Consider the following 14,967-nt stretch of genomic DNA (forward strand, 5'->3'; position numbering starts at 1 on the left):
TATAGAGTGTGTTAAAACACATGGCATCATTCATTTATATGATTGGTAATTTTTGATATTTTAAAACAGCTCTTCGAATTCTTCAATGTTTTTATAGTTTTTATCAATGATTAATGTTTCTGTCTTGTTAACCGCTTCATTAATTAAACTCTCAAAATCAACAAAGCTTTCATAATGTGCAGCTTTCTCTTTTTTCGGTCTTGTTTTTGGAGCGCTTGGCGTAAAAATCGTACAACAGTCCTCATACGGACGAACAGAAATATCAAATGTATCAATTTTTTTAGCGATTTCAATGATTTCCGTTTTATCCATCGCCACAAGCGGCCGAAGGATCGGGGTTGTTGTTACATCGTTAATCGTAGCCATACTTTCAAGCGTCTGACTTGCTACTTGTCCAAGGCTTTCTCCTGTTACGATGGCAAGTCCATTATGCTTTTTGCGAAGAGCGTCGGTAATTCTCAACATCATTCTTCGCGTTGAAATAAGCGAATATCCATCGGGAACCTGCTTTTGAATGGTTTGCTGAATCTCGGTAAACGGTACAATATGAAGTTTTATTTTTCCGCTATATTCTGTTAGTTTTTTTACTAAATCAATCACTTTTTGCTTGGCGCGTTCGCTCGTAAACGGCGGACTAAAAAAGTGAACTGCTTCAATTTCCAATCCGCGTTTCATCGCTAAATAGCCGGCAACCGGACTGTCAATTCCCCCAGACAGCATTAACATCGCTTTTCCACTCGTTCCAACCGGCAGTCCGCCTGCTCCTGGAATGTCTTTGCAAGTGATATCCGTTCCTCCTTGACGAACTTCGACGCGCACATCAATATCTGGCTCATGAACATTAACAGTGAGATTTTCTGTATTTCGCAAAATATAACTACCGATTTCATAGTTTAACTCGTTACTTCCGACTGGAAATTGTTTATATGCCCGTTTCGCAGTCACCTTAAATGTTTTTCCTTCGTACGGCAATTCTTTAATCGCAGCTAAAGCGGTCTCTTTAATTTTTTCAAGATCGTTCTCTGTTCTCATCGCTAAACTAAATGATTGAATACCAAATACGTGCTTTAGCTGTTCAATAATGTTTTCATGTGATTCACCATTTAAACGGATATAGAGCCGATCTCGCGTTTGCTCAATTTCAATCTTTTTAAAATCGCGCAGCTTTTTTTCAATATTGCGCTTTAAACGATATACAAAGCGTTTACGATTTTTTCCTTTTGTCGACATTTCTCCAAAACGAATTAAAATATGATCGTACTTCATCATTCCTACCTCGTCACTTCTTGTAATTTTTTAATCGCGTTTTTCATTACATCTATCGCAATTGGAATTTCCTCAATTGTGTTTTTAAATGATAAGCTGATGCGAACAGCACTTTCAGCCCGCTTTGGTTCTGCCCCCATCGCTATTAACGTTTTACTTGGGGCTTTCTTTTTCGAAGAACAAGCAGAAGTGGTCGAAACAAAAATATTATGTTTCGCTAATTCGTGAACGAATACTTCCGACTTTAATCCATTTAATGAAAAGTTAATAATATGTGGAGCTGAGTGATCGATTGGTGTATTCAATTGAATATCTGGAATTGCTGACAGCTGTTCAATCCACGCTTCTTTTACTTTCATTAAATGATGTATTTTCTCTTCATACATTTCAAGCGACATGCGCAACGCTTTTGTCATTGCGACGATAGCTGCCACATTTTCTGTGCCGGAGCGCACTTTCATTTCCTGTTCACCACCTGCTAAAAGCGGTGATAATTTTATTCCTTCACGAATATATAAAATTCCTGCTCCCCGTAAGCCATGAAATTTATGGGCAGACATCGTGCATAAATCGACACGCCCTTCGTATAGATGAAGCGGCACTTTGCTAACACCTTGAACATTGTCAACATGAAAAACAATTTTCGGATAATTTTTCAACAGTTGTCCAATTTCTTTAATCGGTTGAATCGAGCCAACCTCATTGTTCACGTGCATCACTGAGACAAGAATAGTATCATCACGGATAGTTTTCATCAAATCATCAATCGTTATAAAGCCTTTTTCATTAACAGGCAAGTAACTAACATCAAACCCCAATTCTTCTAGTTGTTTACACGGCTCGCTTACCGAAGGATGTTCAATTGCAGTTGTAATAATATGTTTTCCCCGGTTTTTATACTGAAGAGCAATTCCCTTGATCGCCATATTGTTAGCTTCTGTTCCGCCTGAAGTAAAAATAATTTCGTTCGGCTTAACATGAAGCAATCTGGCAATTTGCTCCCGCGATTGTTGCAACAGCCGCTCTGCTTGCCGCCCCAGCTCATGAAGAGACGAAGGATTACCAAAATATTTTGTTGCTACCGTAACAAATGAATCAATTACCTCTGGAAATGGTTTTGTTGTCGCACTATTATCTAAGTAAATCATCGCTTCAGCCTCCATTAGAGACAGTAACATGCAATTTTTAATCTTACCATAACTATTACAAAAATGAAAATTTCTTAATTCATTTTCTTTCATCATTTTTCTAATTACATGTTTAATTTTGCACAAAAATAACACTATCACTATTTTTAATATCAAAAACAAAATAATACATGTTATTTTTTAAAAAATTTTAAAATTATAACTTTTGCAAAATACAACAATATTCTTTTTGATTATGATAGTATTTATAACGTTGCAAAAAATATGTAAGGAGGATTTTTCTATCGTTATGGAAACAAAGTTTTCAACCAAAGAACAGTTCGCTATCGGTTTAATGCTTTTCGCCCTTTTCTTTGGAGCAGGAAATATGATTTTCCCGCCTGCGCTAGGACAAGCAGCAGGAGAAAACGTTTGGGTTGCCGTCGGCGGCTTTTTAATCACAGGCGTTGGCTTGCCGCTTCTTGCTGTAAGCGCTATCGCTCGCACCGGCAGTGATTTGCAAGCGCTTGCAAGTCGCGTTCACCCATTATTTGGAATGATCTTTACGATTGTCATGTATTTAGCGATCGGACCGCTTTTTGCGATTCCGCGCACAGGGACAGTCTCATTTGAAATTGGCGTAACTCCTTTCCTTCCCGAGGAATTAAAGAATTCGAATATCGTATTAGCTATTTATACGATTGTATACTTTACTATAAACCTTTGGCTATCCATTAATCCGTCAAAGCTAGTTGACAGAATCGGAAAATTGTTAACACCTTTATTACTTATAGGACTTTTTGCTTTAATTCTTAAAAGCATCTTCACTCCAATGGGAGAAATTCAAGCACCGACAGATGTGTACTCACAATCACCGTTTTTTAAAGGATTTATTGATGGTTATTTAACAATGGATACAATTGCTGCATTAGTGTTCGGGATTATTGTCATAAACTCAATTAAAGACAAAGGAGTTTCCGACAATAAAACGATCGCTAGCCTTTGTATAAAAGCAGGATTCATTGCAGCTGCAGGACTTGCTTTCATTTATGTATCTTTAGCATATATCGGCGCATCAAGCGTTGATGCAATTGGTTATAAAGATAACGGTGGAACAATCATAACGGCAGCTGCTTATCATCTATTTGGCACGGTCGGAAACATACTTTTGGGCACTATCATTACATTAGCTTGCTTAACTACATCAATCGGTTTATTATCTTCATGCGCTAGCTATTTTTCAAAATTAACTCCAAGCATTAGCTATAAAACATATACGGTTGTTATGAGCTTATTTAGTGTAGTTATTGCTAATGTCGGCTTAACGAATTTAATTACATTTTCTGTCCCGGTATTAATTATCATTTACCCATTAGCCATTGTGCTAGTTGCTTTATCATTCTTGCATGAAAAATTTAACGGCAGAAGCGAAGTATACAGCGGAGCACTTTTAGCAACTGGTTTTATAAGCCTTTTCGACGGATTAAACAACGCTGGAATCAGCGTGCGATTTGTACTGAAAATTTTCGAAAAATTCCTACCTCTATTCTCACAAGGAATCGGCTGGCTTGTCCCAGCAGTTATCGGTGCGATTGTCGGATGGATTGTTTCTAAAATAAGAGGTTCAAACAGCAAGACTGCGATGAATAAGGTGTCGTAGCAACAAAAAGAGGAGGCTGACTCAAAAGCAAAGTGTCAGCCCCCTTTTATTCTTCTCTCTTCTTTTCCTGTTGTAAAAGTTGTTGTATCCGTTGAAAAGCACCAGGTTCGACTTTTTCAATGGTAGCAACCGCTTGTTCAAGAGCAAGTTCATATTCAAAACTTCTAAATGATAATTCCGCTTCCTCTAGCCCCTCACTGACGGAACGATAGCGGCTCCGGTAGCGATTTCCATACTGAATCAGTTTTTCCACAAGTTCAGCCTGCTCCAGCATTTCCACTGTTAAATCATAAACTCGTTGCACTAGAACGGTTGCCTCATCTAATGTTTGATTGACTGCTTCCATGTTCAGCGGTTTTTCCTCAAGGCGCATGGCCACTCTCATTAAACAATCTTTTGCTTCATCTAATTGCAGTTTATATGCCTCTGGGAGTCCGGGTAATCGACTTTTTTTCACTAATCTCATCGCTTCCGACATCTTTTTCTTCATTTCGTTCAGTTTTTCTCTCGCAGCTAATTCATCTTTGCGCAGTGTTTGAAGCATCTCGCGAAATTGTAAATGCTGTTCCTTGACCGCTTCTACTTGTGCATCCAATTCCTCGAGTTCCTCTTTAATGAGCGAATAAGCGATCTGCTCTTCCTCCGCTTTTACCTGAACAAGTGCAAAACGTTTTAGCAATTGATTAATTTGCTTTTCAAGACGACGGTACCTTTCTATCTCTTGGCTAGAAAGACGATAACTTTGCTGCACAAACAACGTTTCTTCTTTTGTTTCTTTTGTTTCGTCACTCAAACTGTAAAGCTTCTCTTCAATATGGTTCATTTCTGTCTTTACATATTGATACGCTAGCACTTCTTTTTCTAACAAATCGTACAGCGTCTCGATATCTTCTTTTACTTCCAGAATTCCGCTTTTAGCCTCTTCTACTTCTAAATCAGCAATCATTTCCATATATTGTGCGATTTTTTGTCGCTTTGATTCAATTTCTTTTTCTACTTCAATATGTTCAAGAATATAACCTTTTTCAAGCATTTCTTGATATCCTTCTAAAATTTCTTCAAATCGAGCTGGAATGACAGTTTGACATTCCGTTAATAATTCAGGAATATCTTCAAGCATTTGCGACAGTGTGTTTAATTCATTTCTTAAAGACAGGACAACTTCTCTTGCATCCAAGTAGTTGCCAGACTTCGTGAGCTCTTCAAACGATTGAAACTTTTCTTTCATCTCTTCCACTTTTTGTTCCAGTTTTTGTCCAGCTTGTCCAAATGTGTGCCGATGGGCTAAAAGCGTCTTTTTTACATTTCGGTATATCCCTTTTAACTCTTCGATTTCGATGCGATTTTTTTCCTCGCTGCCAACCAACTCCTGCAACTCTTGAAGAATCATTTGAATCTCTTCTTCCACTTTGCGCAGCATTTGCTCTACTTGGCGCAGCAATTCTTTTGCTTTTTTGTAACGATGTTTATCTAAAGATTCTTCAATATCAAACAATTTTTCTTCAATATCTGGCAGTTGAGAAGTAACAATTTCATCCCAGCCACTTCGCCACCGTTCAAACAATTCTTCAGTTTGTCCAGTCATATTTAACTGCTTTACTTTTGAAAGCTCATCAGTAACCGGGCGGTTCATAATCGCGATTTTCCACGACTCTAAACGATCGATTTCTTTATACAATTTTTTACGGTACATATAAATATATATCATTACTCCTGTTATAAGGAGCAAAAGCAACATTGCAATTTCCATAATGAGCCCCCTCGTACCCCTATAGTGAATAAATGAAGATGGTTGCTTTAGAAGGCAAAAAACAAACATATTAATGTTTTTTCAATGTTTTTATGATACCATGTTAACGACATTTTTTGAGCAAAATTTTTAATTTTTTTTTACAGAAATCTGCAAATTTTTATCTAAAACCCAAAATAAGATGAAGCGTTAAGGAGGAATTTGTTTGAAAGACGGACACATTCACACCCCTTTTTGTCCTCATGGAAGCAAGGATTCATTCGAACAATACATCGAGGCAGCAATTAAACTAGGTTATACGGAAATTTCCTTTACCGAACATGCGCCGCTGCCACTAACATTTACCGATCCTACTCCCGACCAGGACAGCGCGATGAAAATGAACGACTTAGACCAATATTTATTTACTGTGAATGAACTAAAAAAACAATATGCGAACGATATTACCATTAATGTTGGATTAGAAATAGATTTTATTGTCGGATATGAAGACGAAACGGCCCTCCTGCTGGAAGAAATAGGTCCTCATTTAGATGACAGTATTTTATCAGTCCATTTTTTAAACTACAATAATGAATATTTTTGTTTAGATTACAGTCCAGAAATGTTTGCAAAAATCGTTCATACATTCGGCTCTGTCACTTCTGTATACGAAACATATTACAATACTTTACTGCGCGCCGTGACTACTAATCTTGGACGATATAAGCCGAAGCGAGTCGGCCATATTACACTCGTTCATAAATTCCAAAAAAAATTTCCTTGTCTTAAACCGATGAATGACTACATTATTCATATTCTTGATGAAATAAAAAAGCACAATTTAGAAATAGACTATAACGGAGCAGGAGTCAATAAGCCGCTTTGTCAGGAACCTTATCCTCCTAACTGGGTGATTAAAGAAGCGATGCAGCGCAACATTCGCATTATTTACGGTTCTGATGCTCACTGCGCTAAAGATTTACACCAAGGAATGCATACGATAATGAAAGAAGCACTTTCTATTTGACATCACTCGTTAATCCTCATAAAATAAGCGATAATTCCACTCAGTTTTCTATTGAATAAAATGGAACAGGAGGAGACATCGTTGTTTCATGTTTTGCAATATAACGGTACAAGAGAAGAAAATTATGAATTAGTAATTAAACAGCTAAAAGCGCTCATTGAAGGGGAAACGAATTTCATTGCTAATTTAGCGAACGCCGCAGCATTATTAAACCAGTTTCTTGACAATATTAATTGGGTCGGATTCTATATAACTGATGGCAATGAACTTGTGTTAGGTCCGTTTCAAGGGCTGCCAGCATGCGTCAGAATTCCGTTTGGCAAAGGAGTATGCGGAACAGCGGCACAGAATAAAAAAACAGAGCTCGTTCCGGACGTACATCTTTTCCCTGGCCATATTGCTTGTGATGCAGCTTCTCAATCAGAAATTGTTGTGCCTATGGTGAAAAATGGAAATGTGATTGGTGTACTAGATATCGATAGTCCGATAAAAAACCGTTTTGACGAAATTGATCAAAAGTATTTAGAAAAATTTGTAGAAGCGCTTGTGGCCTCCATCGACTAACCGTCCGATAAGAAAAGGAATCCTTTTAAAAAAGGATTCCTTTTCTTATACTTTATATCGACGGTGATAATCTTGAACAACTACACAGTTTTTTCCTGTTTTCTTCGCAGTATATAACGCTTCGTCCGCACGTTTAAATAATTCTATCATAGAATCTGTACGATTTTTCTTCCAATAAGAAACGCCGCATGAAATAGTAACTCTTGGATTCGTTTGTTTGCGAATTTTTTCAACAAGACGATTAGCGACTGAAATTCCGACAGTAAGAGATGCACGTGGAAGATAGATAGCTAATTCTTCACCGCCCCATCGAGCTCCTATATCGCTCTCGCGAATATTTGCTTTAATGATGTTTGCCACTTGAATAAGAACTTCATCTCCTACTTGATGTCCATATGTATCATTAATTGTTTTAAAGTTATCAATATCAACTAAAATAAATGAGCCGTAACTATCTTGTTCCATTGAACGAGTAATCTGTTCATCTAAATGGTGACGAGCATATAAGTTGGTAAGACGGTCAGTTACAACGAGACGCTCTAGCTCTTCACGCAGCATTGCATTTGTAAACACTAATGTTGAATGATGAATTAATGATTGAAGGAGTTTATACATTTCAAAAGTAAAATAATATGGTTCCCGATGCAGCACGATTGCGATTCCTTTCAACACGCTGCTTTGTACCATTGGAACGGCCATTAATGATCGAAATGCCGGGATGAATGACGAGGAATGAATTTTTACATTGCCCAAAAATACAATTTCTCTCTCATTTTGAATTCTCTTTACAACAAAATCGATATAGCTCTTCGATTCAGATGAATGAAAAAAAGGAGTGCTTCCCTGTAATACTCTTTTTCTCTGCCCATCAAACAACAAAAAACCAACTTCCTCAGCTCCAAAAGAACGTTGAATTTGTTCAACCATAAATTCTATTGCATCTTGAAAGCGTAAGTTTGTATTTAACCGATGCATCGTTTCATTAATGAGCTGTAAATCAGCAATTAAACGTCTTGACTGTTCATATAACTTGGCATTTTCAAGAGCACTTCCAGCCGTATTGGCTAGTAAGGAAATAAAATTAATTTCATTTTTTGAAAACATTTTAATATGAGGAGCAATGATTTCAAGCACTCCGTAAACTCCTTGTACTCCTTTAATAGGAGCATATATAATCGATCGTTGCGGTTTAATAGCTTCTTCAATCTGAATTTGTCCAGTCACATACGCCTGCATAGCTGCCATGTTTTCCTCATCGCCTTCAAAGGCTAACATTTTAATCGGCAAGTTATCATGATTTTGATTGTCATGGGACAAAAGTAAGTGGAAAGTAAATGATGGATATATTTCTTGTAAAGTACGTATAACTTCTTCTAATACATCGTTTATTTTCATCGAAGCATGGATTTTGGCAGTGAATCGATGCAACCGTTCATATTTTTTTTCTTCACTTAATCCTCGCGAAAGATTTTTCATTTTTTCAAAAAGCAACATGCAGTCTTCCCTGATTTTTAAAAGGAATTTTTCGCTAAAACGTTCCTTTTCATCGTTGATGACTTGCAGCACACCTAACAATTCATCCGTTGTACGAAGCAATAGTTCAATTGTTATCCCCAACGAACTTTCCCTAATTTTGAAAGGAAGTTCCGCTCCATTTTCCAATTTGAAAACATCATAAGAAATGGTGGAATTTATTAAACGTTCTCTCTCCGCAGTGGTTACTTCGAGGAAAAAAACATTTTTTAAAGGATCAAACATAAAAAAAGAAACTTCTTTTACCATAAGTTCCTGTTTTATAAGAAGCAGCAAATTCAGCATTACTTGTGAAATATCCTCATAATCATCATATGTAAGAAACCAATCAAAAAATTTTTCCTTAAAGGTTCGATACAATTTTTCTTCTTGACCTTCCATGTTCCAATTCACCACGCTCATCTTTTGCTTCTTTACACCTAAATATTAATTGTGGCCCATTATCATCTTATCCAAAATAGTTAATATTTAGAAAATATTTTTTTCAAACTATCTTTTCCATTCTATCATACAAACGATAGAGAATAAAAACATAAAAAAGTTTTAAACATGAAATATTGACTTTAAGTAGGAAAAATCATATAATAGCCTTTGTGTAAAATATAGCAGCCTATGTGATCACCTTTATGGATTCATTTTGTTCCTCTTAGTAAAGAGGTGTATCGTGTAACTCTTAGCTGCTAGAGCGAGGATACATGAAAACAAAATGACCATAATTGTTGATGCACGTCTGCTTTTATTTTACCCAAAATAAAAGCAAAAAGGAGGAGCATTCATGGCTCGTTACACAGGTCCAATGTGGAAAATTTCCCGCCGTCTTGGTATCTCATTAAGCGGCACAGGTAAAGAGTTACAAAAACGTCCTTACCCACCAGGTCAGCATGGTCCAGGTCAACGCAAAAAACTTTCTGAATACGGTTTACAATTACAAGAAAAACAAAAACTTCGTCACATGTATGGCGTAAACGAACGTCAGTTCCGCAAAACATTCGATGAAGCTGGCAAAATGCCTGGTAAACACGGCGAAAACTTCATGATTCTTCTTGAGTCTCGTTTAGACAATCTTGTTTACCGTTTAGGTTTTGCTCGCACTCGCCGTCAAGCGCGTCAATTAGTAAACCATGGTCATATTTTAGTGGATGGCAGTCGCGTTGATATTCCATCTTATCGTGTAAAGCCTGGACAAACAATTTCTGTTCGCGAAAAATCTCGTAATCTTCAAGTGATTAAAGAAGCGCTTGAAGTGAACAATTTTGTGCCTGACTACTTAACACTTGATGCTGACAAATTAGAAGGTACTTACACTCGTTTACCTGAACGTTCTGAGTTACCAGCTGAAATTAACGAGGCATTAATCGTTGAGTTCTACTCTCGTTAATCTTAAAAACCCTCTGGCAATCCAGAGGGTTTTATTTTTTCTAAAAGCGGCTAGTTTTAACCCTACAACCATAATGATTGTACATCATTGTAGTTGCAGGGTTAGCCACAATAAAAATTACTTGTATTTAATTAAATAGTACTTTTTCTTGCCGCGACGAATCACTGTAAATTGTTCTTCAATCCGATCTTCTTTCGTTAATACTTTATTTACGTCCTGTATTCTTTCACCATTAACATAAATGGCACCATTCGTAATGTCTTCACGCGCTTGACGCTTTGATGGTGAAATTTTGCTCATGACTAATAACTCTACTAACGCAATCTCTTCCCCTTCATATTCAAAAGAAGGAACGTCTTTAAATCCTTGCTTAATCTCATCGGCCGTTAAATCCGAAATGCTTCCGCTAAATAGCGCTTCAGAAATTTTGATTGCTTGACGTAACGCTTCTTCTCCATGTACGAGCTTTGTGACTTCTTCGGCTAATGCTTTTTGTGCTGCACGTTTTTCCGGTGCTTCGTGCAATTCTTTTTCAAGTTGTTCAATTTCTTCTTTTGATAAGAATGTAAAGTACTTTAAGTATTTAATCACATCGCGATCGTCGGTATTAATCCAGAACTGATAAAACTCGTATGGCGATGTTTTTTCTTTATCTAACCAAACCGCGCCACCCTCAGTTTTACCAAATTTCGTTCCGTCCGCCTTTGTAACAAGCGGAATCGTCAAACCAAATGCTTTTGCTTCTTCCTCCGTTTTCCGAATTAATTCCAATCCCGCGGTAATATTGCCCCATTGGTCACTGCCACCAATTTGCAATTTACAATTTTCATTTTGATAAAGTTTTAAAAAGTCGAGCGCTTGTAAAATCATATAGCTGAACTCGGTAAAAGAAATGCCTGTCTCAATGCGCGATTGAACTGACTCTTTCGCAAGCATGTAGTTAATTCCAAAGTTTTTTCCAATATCACGCAAAAACGAAATAACATCAAGAGAGCCAATCCAGTCATAGTTATTGGCAATTTTCGCTGGATTTTCTGTCGTTTCAAAATCTAAAAAACGAGATAATTGATCTTTAATTTTTTGACTCCATTGCTGTACTACTTCTTTTTCGTTCAATGAACGCTCGCTTTTTTTGCCGCTTGGGTCACCAATAAGCCCAGTTGCTCCACCAACAAGTGCAATTGGACGATGACCAGCTAGTTGAAACCTTCTTAATGTAAGTATTGGTAATAAATGTCCAATATGCAGGCTGTCTGCTGTTGGGTCAAACCCTGAATATAAAGTGATTTTTTCTTCAGATAATAGCTTTTGAAGCCCTTCTTCATCAGTCACTTGGTTAATAAGACCACGCCACTGTAAATCTTGTAATAAGTCCATCTCTTCCACCTCTTTACCTAAAATTAAAAAACTCGCCCCTTCACTGAAGGGACGAGTTAACATCGCGGTACCACCCTACTTAGAGAGCATAAAGCCCTCTCACTCCATTCCGATAACGGTATTCACCGTCTTTTGCTACTTAGAATGCTTCTGTTCGCAAAAGAAGCTCAAGGAGGTAATTCATGTTTATCTTTGTGCTAGTTTGCACCAACCACTAGCTCTCTGAAACAGGGAGATAAACACTACTAAATCCTTTCATCGCCTTACTCATTCAATTTTCTGATATACATCTTTTATCATAATTAAATCCAATTGTCAAACAAGACAACGAAAAGTGACAAAAAAACATAATATTAGACATCGTATATGTTATAATAAAACTAATTTTCGCGCACGATCTTTTTTCGCAATTATCCGTCATTTTTTAAAAATACATATTCCGGAGGGATGTAGCGAATGACAGACAAAACGAATAATCTGTCCCTTCAAAAGACATTGCGCAAGTTACGAATTACATATGATGTCATTTGGAACTTATTTCTCGTCTTCACCATTGCATTGATTTGTGGACTATTTTTTGGTTTCGGAGTGGGAGCTGGCTATTTTGTTTCTTTAGTTAAAGACATGCATATCCCTTCCTATAAAGAAATGAAAAAAGATATTTATAATTATGAAGAAACGACACATATTTACTTCGCTAATAACGTCTATCTCGGACAGTTTCGTTCTGACTTAGAGCGCGAAGAAACCAAACTTGATCAAGTATCACCTTATTTAATTAAAGCGATTATTGCAACAGAAGATGAGTACTTTTATGAGCATAAAGGGGTTGTGCCAAAGGCTGTGATCCGTGCACTTTTTCAAGAAGCAACTAACTCTTCTGTGCGCACTGGCGGAAGCACTTTAACACAGCAACTAGTGAAAAATCAAATATTAACGAATGAAGTTTCTTTTGAACGAAAAGCAAAAGAAATGCTTCTCGCCCTTCGTCTAGAAAAGTTTTTCACTAAAGACGAAATTTTAGAAGCATATCTAAACGTAGTTCCTTTTGGAAGAAATGCATCTGGCCGGCAAATTGCTGGTATTCAATCAGCAGCAGAAGGTATTTTCGATGTAGATGCGAAAGATTTAAATCTTGCACAAGCTGCCTTTTTAGCAGGATTGCCACAAAGTCCATTTCGCTATACGCCATTTACAAGCAGTGGAAAAATCAAAGAAGATATTACTCCAGCTCTAAACCGAATGAAAACCGTGCTTCAACGAATGAAACAAGCTGGATATATTACAGAAAAAGAATATAAAGAAGCTCTACAATATAATATTGCCCAAGATTTCGCTTCTCCTAAACCGTCGCCAATGGAAAAATATCCTTGGCTAACAATCGAAATTGAAAATCGAGCAAAAGAAATTTTAGCTGGCATTCTTGCCAAAAAAGATGGATACGAGAAAAAAGATTTAACGCTTAACAATGCTCTTTATAATGAATACCTTGCTAAAGCCGAAAAAAATTTACGACAAAACGGATATAAAATTCACACGACGATTGACAAAAATATTTACGACCGCATGCAGCAAGTCGTTCGTGATTATCAATACTTTGGAAGCGATATTATCACAAAAGAAAAAGATCAAAAAACAGGAAAAATCGTTAATAAAGTGGAACCAGTTGAAGTTGGAGCGATGTTAATTGAAAATAAAACAGGAAAGATTATTAGCTTTGTCGGCGGAAGAGATTATCATCGCGAACAGCTCAATCACGCCACTCAAGCATACCGTTCTAACGGTTCAACAATGAAACCATTGCTAGTATATGCACCTGCAATGGAAATGGGGATCGTTCAGCCTGGTTCCGTTATTCCAGATATTAGACTTCATGTCAAAACAGCAAGCGGCGTATATAGTCCAAAAAATGCCGATGGAAAAACACACGGTTTAGTATCTGCCCGACGTGCATTACAATATTCATATAACATTCCGGCTGTTCGCACATATATGAAAATCGTGAATCAACGTCCTATTGCCTATTTAGAAAAAATGGGCTTCACAAGCTTAACAAAAGATGACACAAGCAATTTATCAATGGCTCTAGGTGCTTTAACAAAAGGCGTCACCGTTGAAGAAAACGTAAACGCATATGCCACGTTTGGAAACTATGGGACATTTGTCGATGCCTATCTCATTGAAAAAATTGTTTCCAAAGATGGGGAAATCATTTATGAACATAAAAGCCAACCAGTCAATGTATTTTCTCGACAAACAGCTTATTTAACAATCGATATGATGCGGGACGTCATTCGACAAGGTACAGCGGCTGCATTATCAGGTTACTTAAAATTTTCAGCGGATTGGGCTGGAAAAACTGGAACAGGACAAGATAATAAAGATGCTTGGTTTGTGGCGACAAATCCGAATGTTACATTCGGAGTATGGATGGGGTATGATACTCCAAAACCGCTACAAAAAGAATACAAAGGCCTAACATACAGCAGGCGAAATTTATTGCTATGGGCTCGTCTCATGAATGCTGCTTATGATGTAAATCCTAAGCTAATCGCACCAAACAAAAGATTCAACATGCCAGGTGGAATTGTAAGACGCTCGTATTGTACGATTTCAGGCCTGTTGCCATCTGATTTGTGCGTAAAAGCGGGGCTCGTTCAAAGCGATTTATATAATGCTAAATTTGTGCCAACGAAAGTAGATCATTATTTAATAAGCAGCGCTTCTGTAAAGGTAAATGGCAAAAAATACGCTATTCTAGAGTCGACTCCACAAGAATTCATCACTTCAGGAGTTATGATCAAAAAAGAGTTGCTTGAAGAGCTTGGAATTAAAGGAGAACCTATTGATTTAAATGATCTTCTGCCTAAATGGGATGGAGCAAGTACTCAGTTTACCAATCGTTTAGGAGAAAACGGAAAAAGGCCATCTCCTATCACTATACAGTTATCTAAACAAACTGTGTCCTGGAAACCGCACCATGAATCGGATGTTATTGGCTACCGAGTTTACTATGCCAAAAAAGAAGGAGAACCGTTTCGAATTGTTCAAATCGTTAAATCCGGACAGCCGCTTTCATTTACTGTTCTAAATGGAATGTATTATGTAACAGCGGTTGATATTGCCGGAAAAGAATCCGCTCCATCCAATATTGTTCGCAAAATAGAAGTGCCAAAACTAAAGCCAAAAGCACCAACTGACACCAATAAAGGGACAGAAACAAAAGAAGGTACAAAACCAGAGGAAACTATCAACCTGCCAAGCTCACCTTCTCAACAATAATAATCGAGGCTGACCCAAAAG

At 37.3% G+C, this 14,967-nt stretch carries 10 protein-coding genes and 1 other annotated feature; of the genes, 5 read left to right on the forward strand and 5 right to left on the reverse strand.

What is annotated here, in order from left to right; all coding sequences use genetic code 11:
* Positions 1-60: 60 nt before the first annotated feature.
* Both thiI and HNQ85_RS09845 read right to left on the reverse strand, forming a co-directional pair.
* Positions 61-1,266, reverse strand: coding sequence for a tRNA uracil 4-sulfurtransferase ThiI (gene thiI, locus HNQ85_RS09840; RefSeq protein ID WP_181537684.1), 1,206 nt, complete (start codon positions 1,264-1,266; stop codon positions 61-63).
* A gap of 5 nt (positions 1,267-1,271) precedes the next feature.
* Positions 1,272-2,414, reverse strand: a complete 1,143-nt coding sequence (locus HNQ85_RS09845; protein ID WP_181537576.1) for a cysteine desulfurase family protein — start codon at positions 2,412-2,414, stop codon at positions 1,272-1,274.
* A 289-nt stretch (positions 2,415-2,703) separates the two neighbouring features.
* Between HNQ85_RS09845 and brnQ the strand changes: the two genes are divergently transcribed.
* A complete protein-coding gene (gene brnQ, locus HNQ85_RS09850; RefSeq protein WP_181537577.1) occupies positions 2,704-4,053 on the forward strand; it encodes a branched-chain amino acid transport system II carrier protein in 1,350 nt (449 codons plus the stop codon).
* Between the two features lie 46 nt (positions 4,054-4,099).
* Here the strand turns inward: brnQ and ezrA are convergent, their stop codons facing one another.
* Entirely contained in the window at positions 4,100-5,803 is a 1,704-nt protein-coding gene (gene ezrA, locus HNQ85_RS09855) for a septation ring formation regulator EzrA (RefSeq protein WP_181537578.1), read from the reverse strand.
* Positions 5,804-6,008: 205 nt separating this feature from the next.
* Between ezrA and hisJ the strand changes: the two genes are divergently transcribed.
* Positions 6,009-6,812: a histidinol-phosphatase HisJ gene (hisJ, locus tag HNQ85_RS09860; RefSeq protein WP_181537579.1), complete on the forward strand. Its 804-nt coding sequence runs from the start codon at positions 6,009-6,011 to the stop codon at positions 6,810-6,812.
* A gap of 81 nt (positions 6,813-6,893) precedes the next feature.
* The gene (locus tag HNQ85_RS09865; RefSeq protein WP_246326840.1) at positions 6,894-7,376 is read left to right on the forward strand and encodes a GAF domain-containing protein; all 483 of its coding nucleotides are present in this window, start codon (positions 6,894-6,896) and stop codon (positions 7,374-7,376) included.
* A gap of 45 nt (positions 7,377-7,421) precedes the next feature.
* Here the strand turns inward: HNQ85_RS09865 and HNQ85_RS09870 are convergent, their stop codons facing one another.
* The gene (locus tag HNQ85_RS09870) at positions 7,422-9,290 is read right to left on the reverse strand and encodes a sensor domain-containing diguanylate cyclase (protein WP_181537686.1); all 1,869 of its coding nucleotides are present in this window, start codon (positions 9,288-9,290) and stop codon (positions 7,422-7,424) included.
* Positions 9,291-9,684: 394 nt separating this feature from the next.
* Here HNQ85_RS09870 and rpsD point away from each other — a divergent pair, with 394 nt between their 5' ends.
* Entirely contained in the window at positions 9,685-10,287 is a 603-nt protein-coding gene (gene rpsD, locus HNQ85_RS09875; RefSeq protein ID WP_111644479.1) for a 30S ribosomal protein S4, read from the forward strand.
* 117 nt (positions 10,288-10,404) lie between these two features.
* Here rpsD and tyrS read toward each other — a convergent pair whose 3' ends face one another.
* Positions 10,405-11,664, reverse strand: coding sequence for a tyrosine--tRNA ligase (tyrS, locus tag HNQ85_RS09880; RefSeq protein WP_181537687.1), 1,260 nt, complete (start codon positions 11,662-11,664; stop codon positions 10,405-10,407).
* A 44-nt stretch (positions 11,665-11,708) separates the two neighbouring features.
* Positions 11,709-11,932: a binding site (T-box leader), on the reverse strand.
* Between the two features lie 188 nt (positions 11,933-12,120).
* Here tyrS and HNQ85_RS09885 point away from each other — a divergent pair.
* Positions 12,121-14,946: a transglycosylase domain-containing protein gene (locus HNQ85_RS09885; protein ID WP_181537580.1), complete on the forward strand. Its 2,826-nt coding sequence runs from the start codon at positions 12,121-12,123 to the stop codon at positions 14,944-14,946.
* Positions 14,947-14,967 lie beyond the last annotated feature (21 nt).

This window comes from [Anoxybacillus] calidus, from assembly GCF_013760845.1.
Taxonomy (GTDB): Bacteria; Bacillota; Bacilli; order Bacillales; family Anoxybacillaceae; genus Paranoxybacillus; species Paranoxybacillus calidus.

Bases quoted from the DNA above. Each gene is read 5' to 3' on its own strand.
- thiI (WP_181537684.1), bottom strand. From the start codon at position 1,266: ATGAAGTACGATCATATTTTAATTCGTTTTGGAGAAATGTCGACAAAA.
- HNQ85_RS09845 (WP_181537576.1), bottom strand. From the start codon at position 2,414: ATGATTTACTTAGATAATAGTGCGACAACAAAACCATTTCCAGAGGTA.
- brnQ (WP_181537577.1), top strand. From the start codon at position 2,704: ATGGAAACAAAGTTTTCAACCAAAGAACAGTTCGCTATCGGTTTAATG.
- ezrA (WP_181537578.1), bottom strand. From the start codon at position 5,803: ATGGAAATTGCAATGTTGCTTTTGCTCCTTATAACAGGAGTAATGATA.
- HNQ85_RS09870 (WP_181537686.1), bottom strand. From the start codon at position 9,290: ATGGAAGGTCAAGAAGAAAAATTGTATCGAACCTTTAAGGAAAAATTT.
- rpsD (WP_111644479.1), top strand. From the start codon at position 9,685: ATGGCTCGTTACACAGGTCCAATGTGGAAAATTTCCCGCCGTCTTGGT.
- tyrS (WP_181537687.1), bottom strand. From the start codon at position 11,664: ATGGACTTATTACAAGATTTACAGTGGCGTGGTCTTATTAACCAAGTG.
- HNQ85_RS09885 (WP_181537580.1), top strand. From the start codon at position 12,121: ATGACAGACAAAACGAATAATCTGTCCCTTCAAAAGACATTGCGCAAG.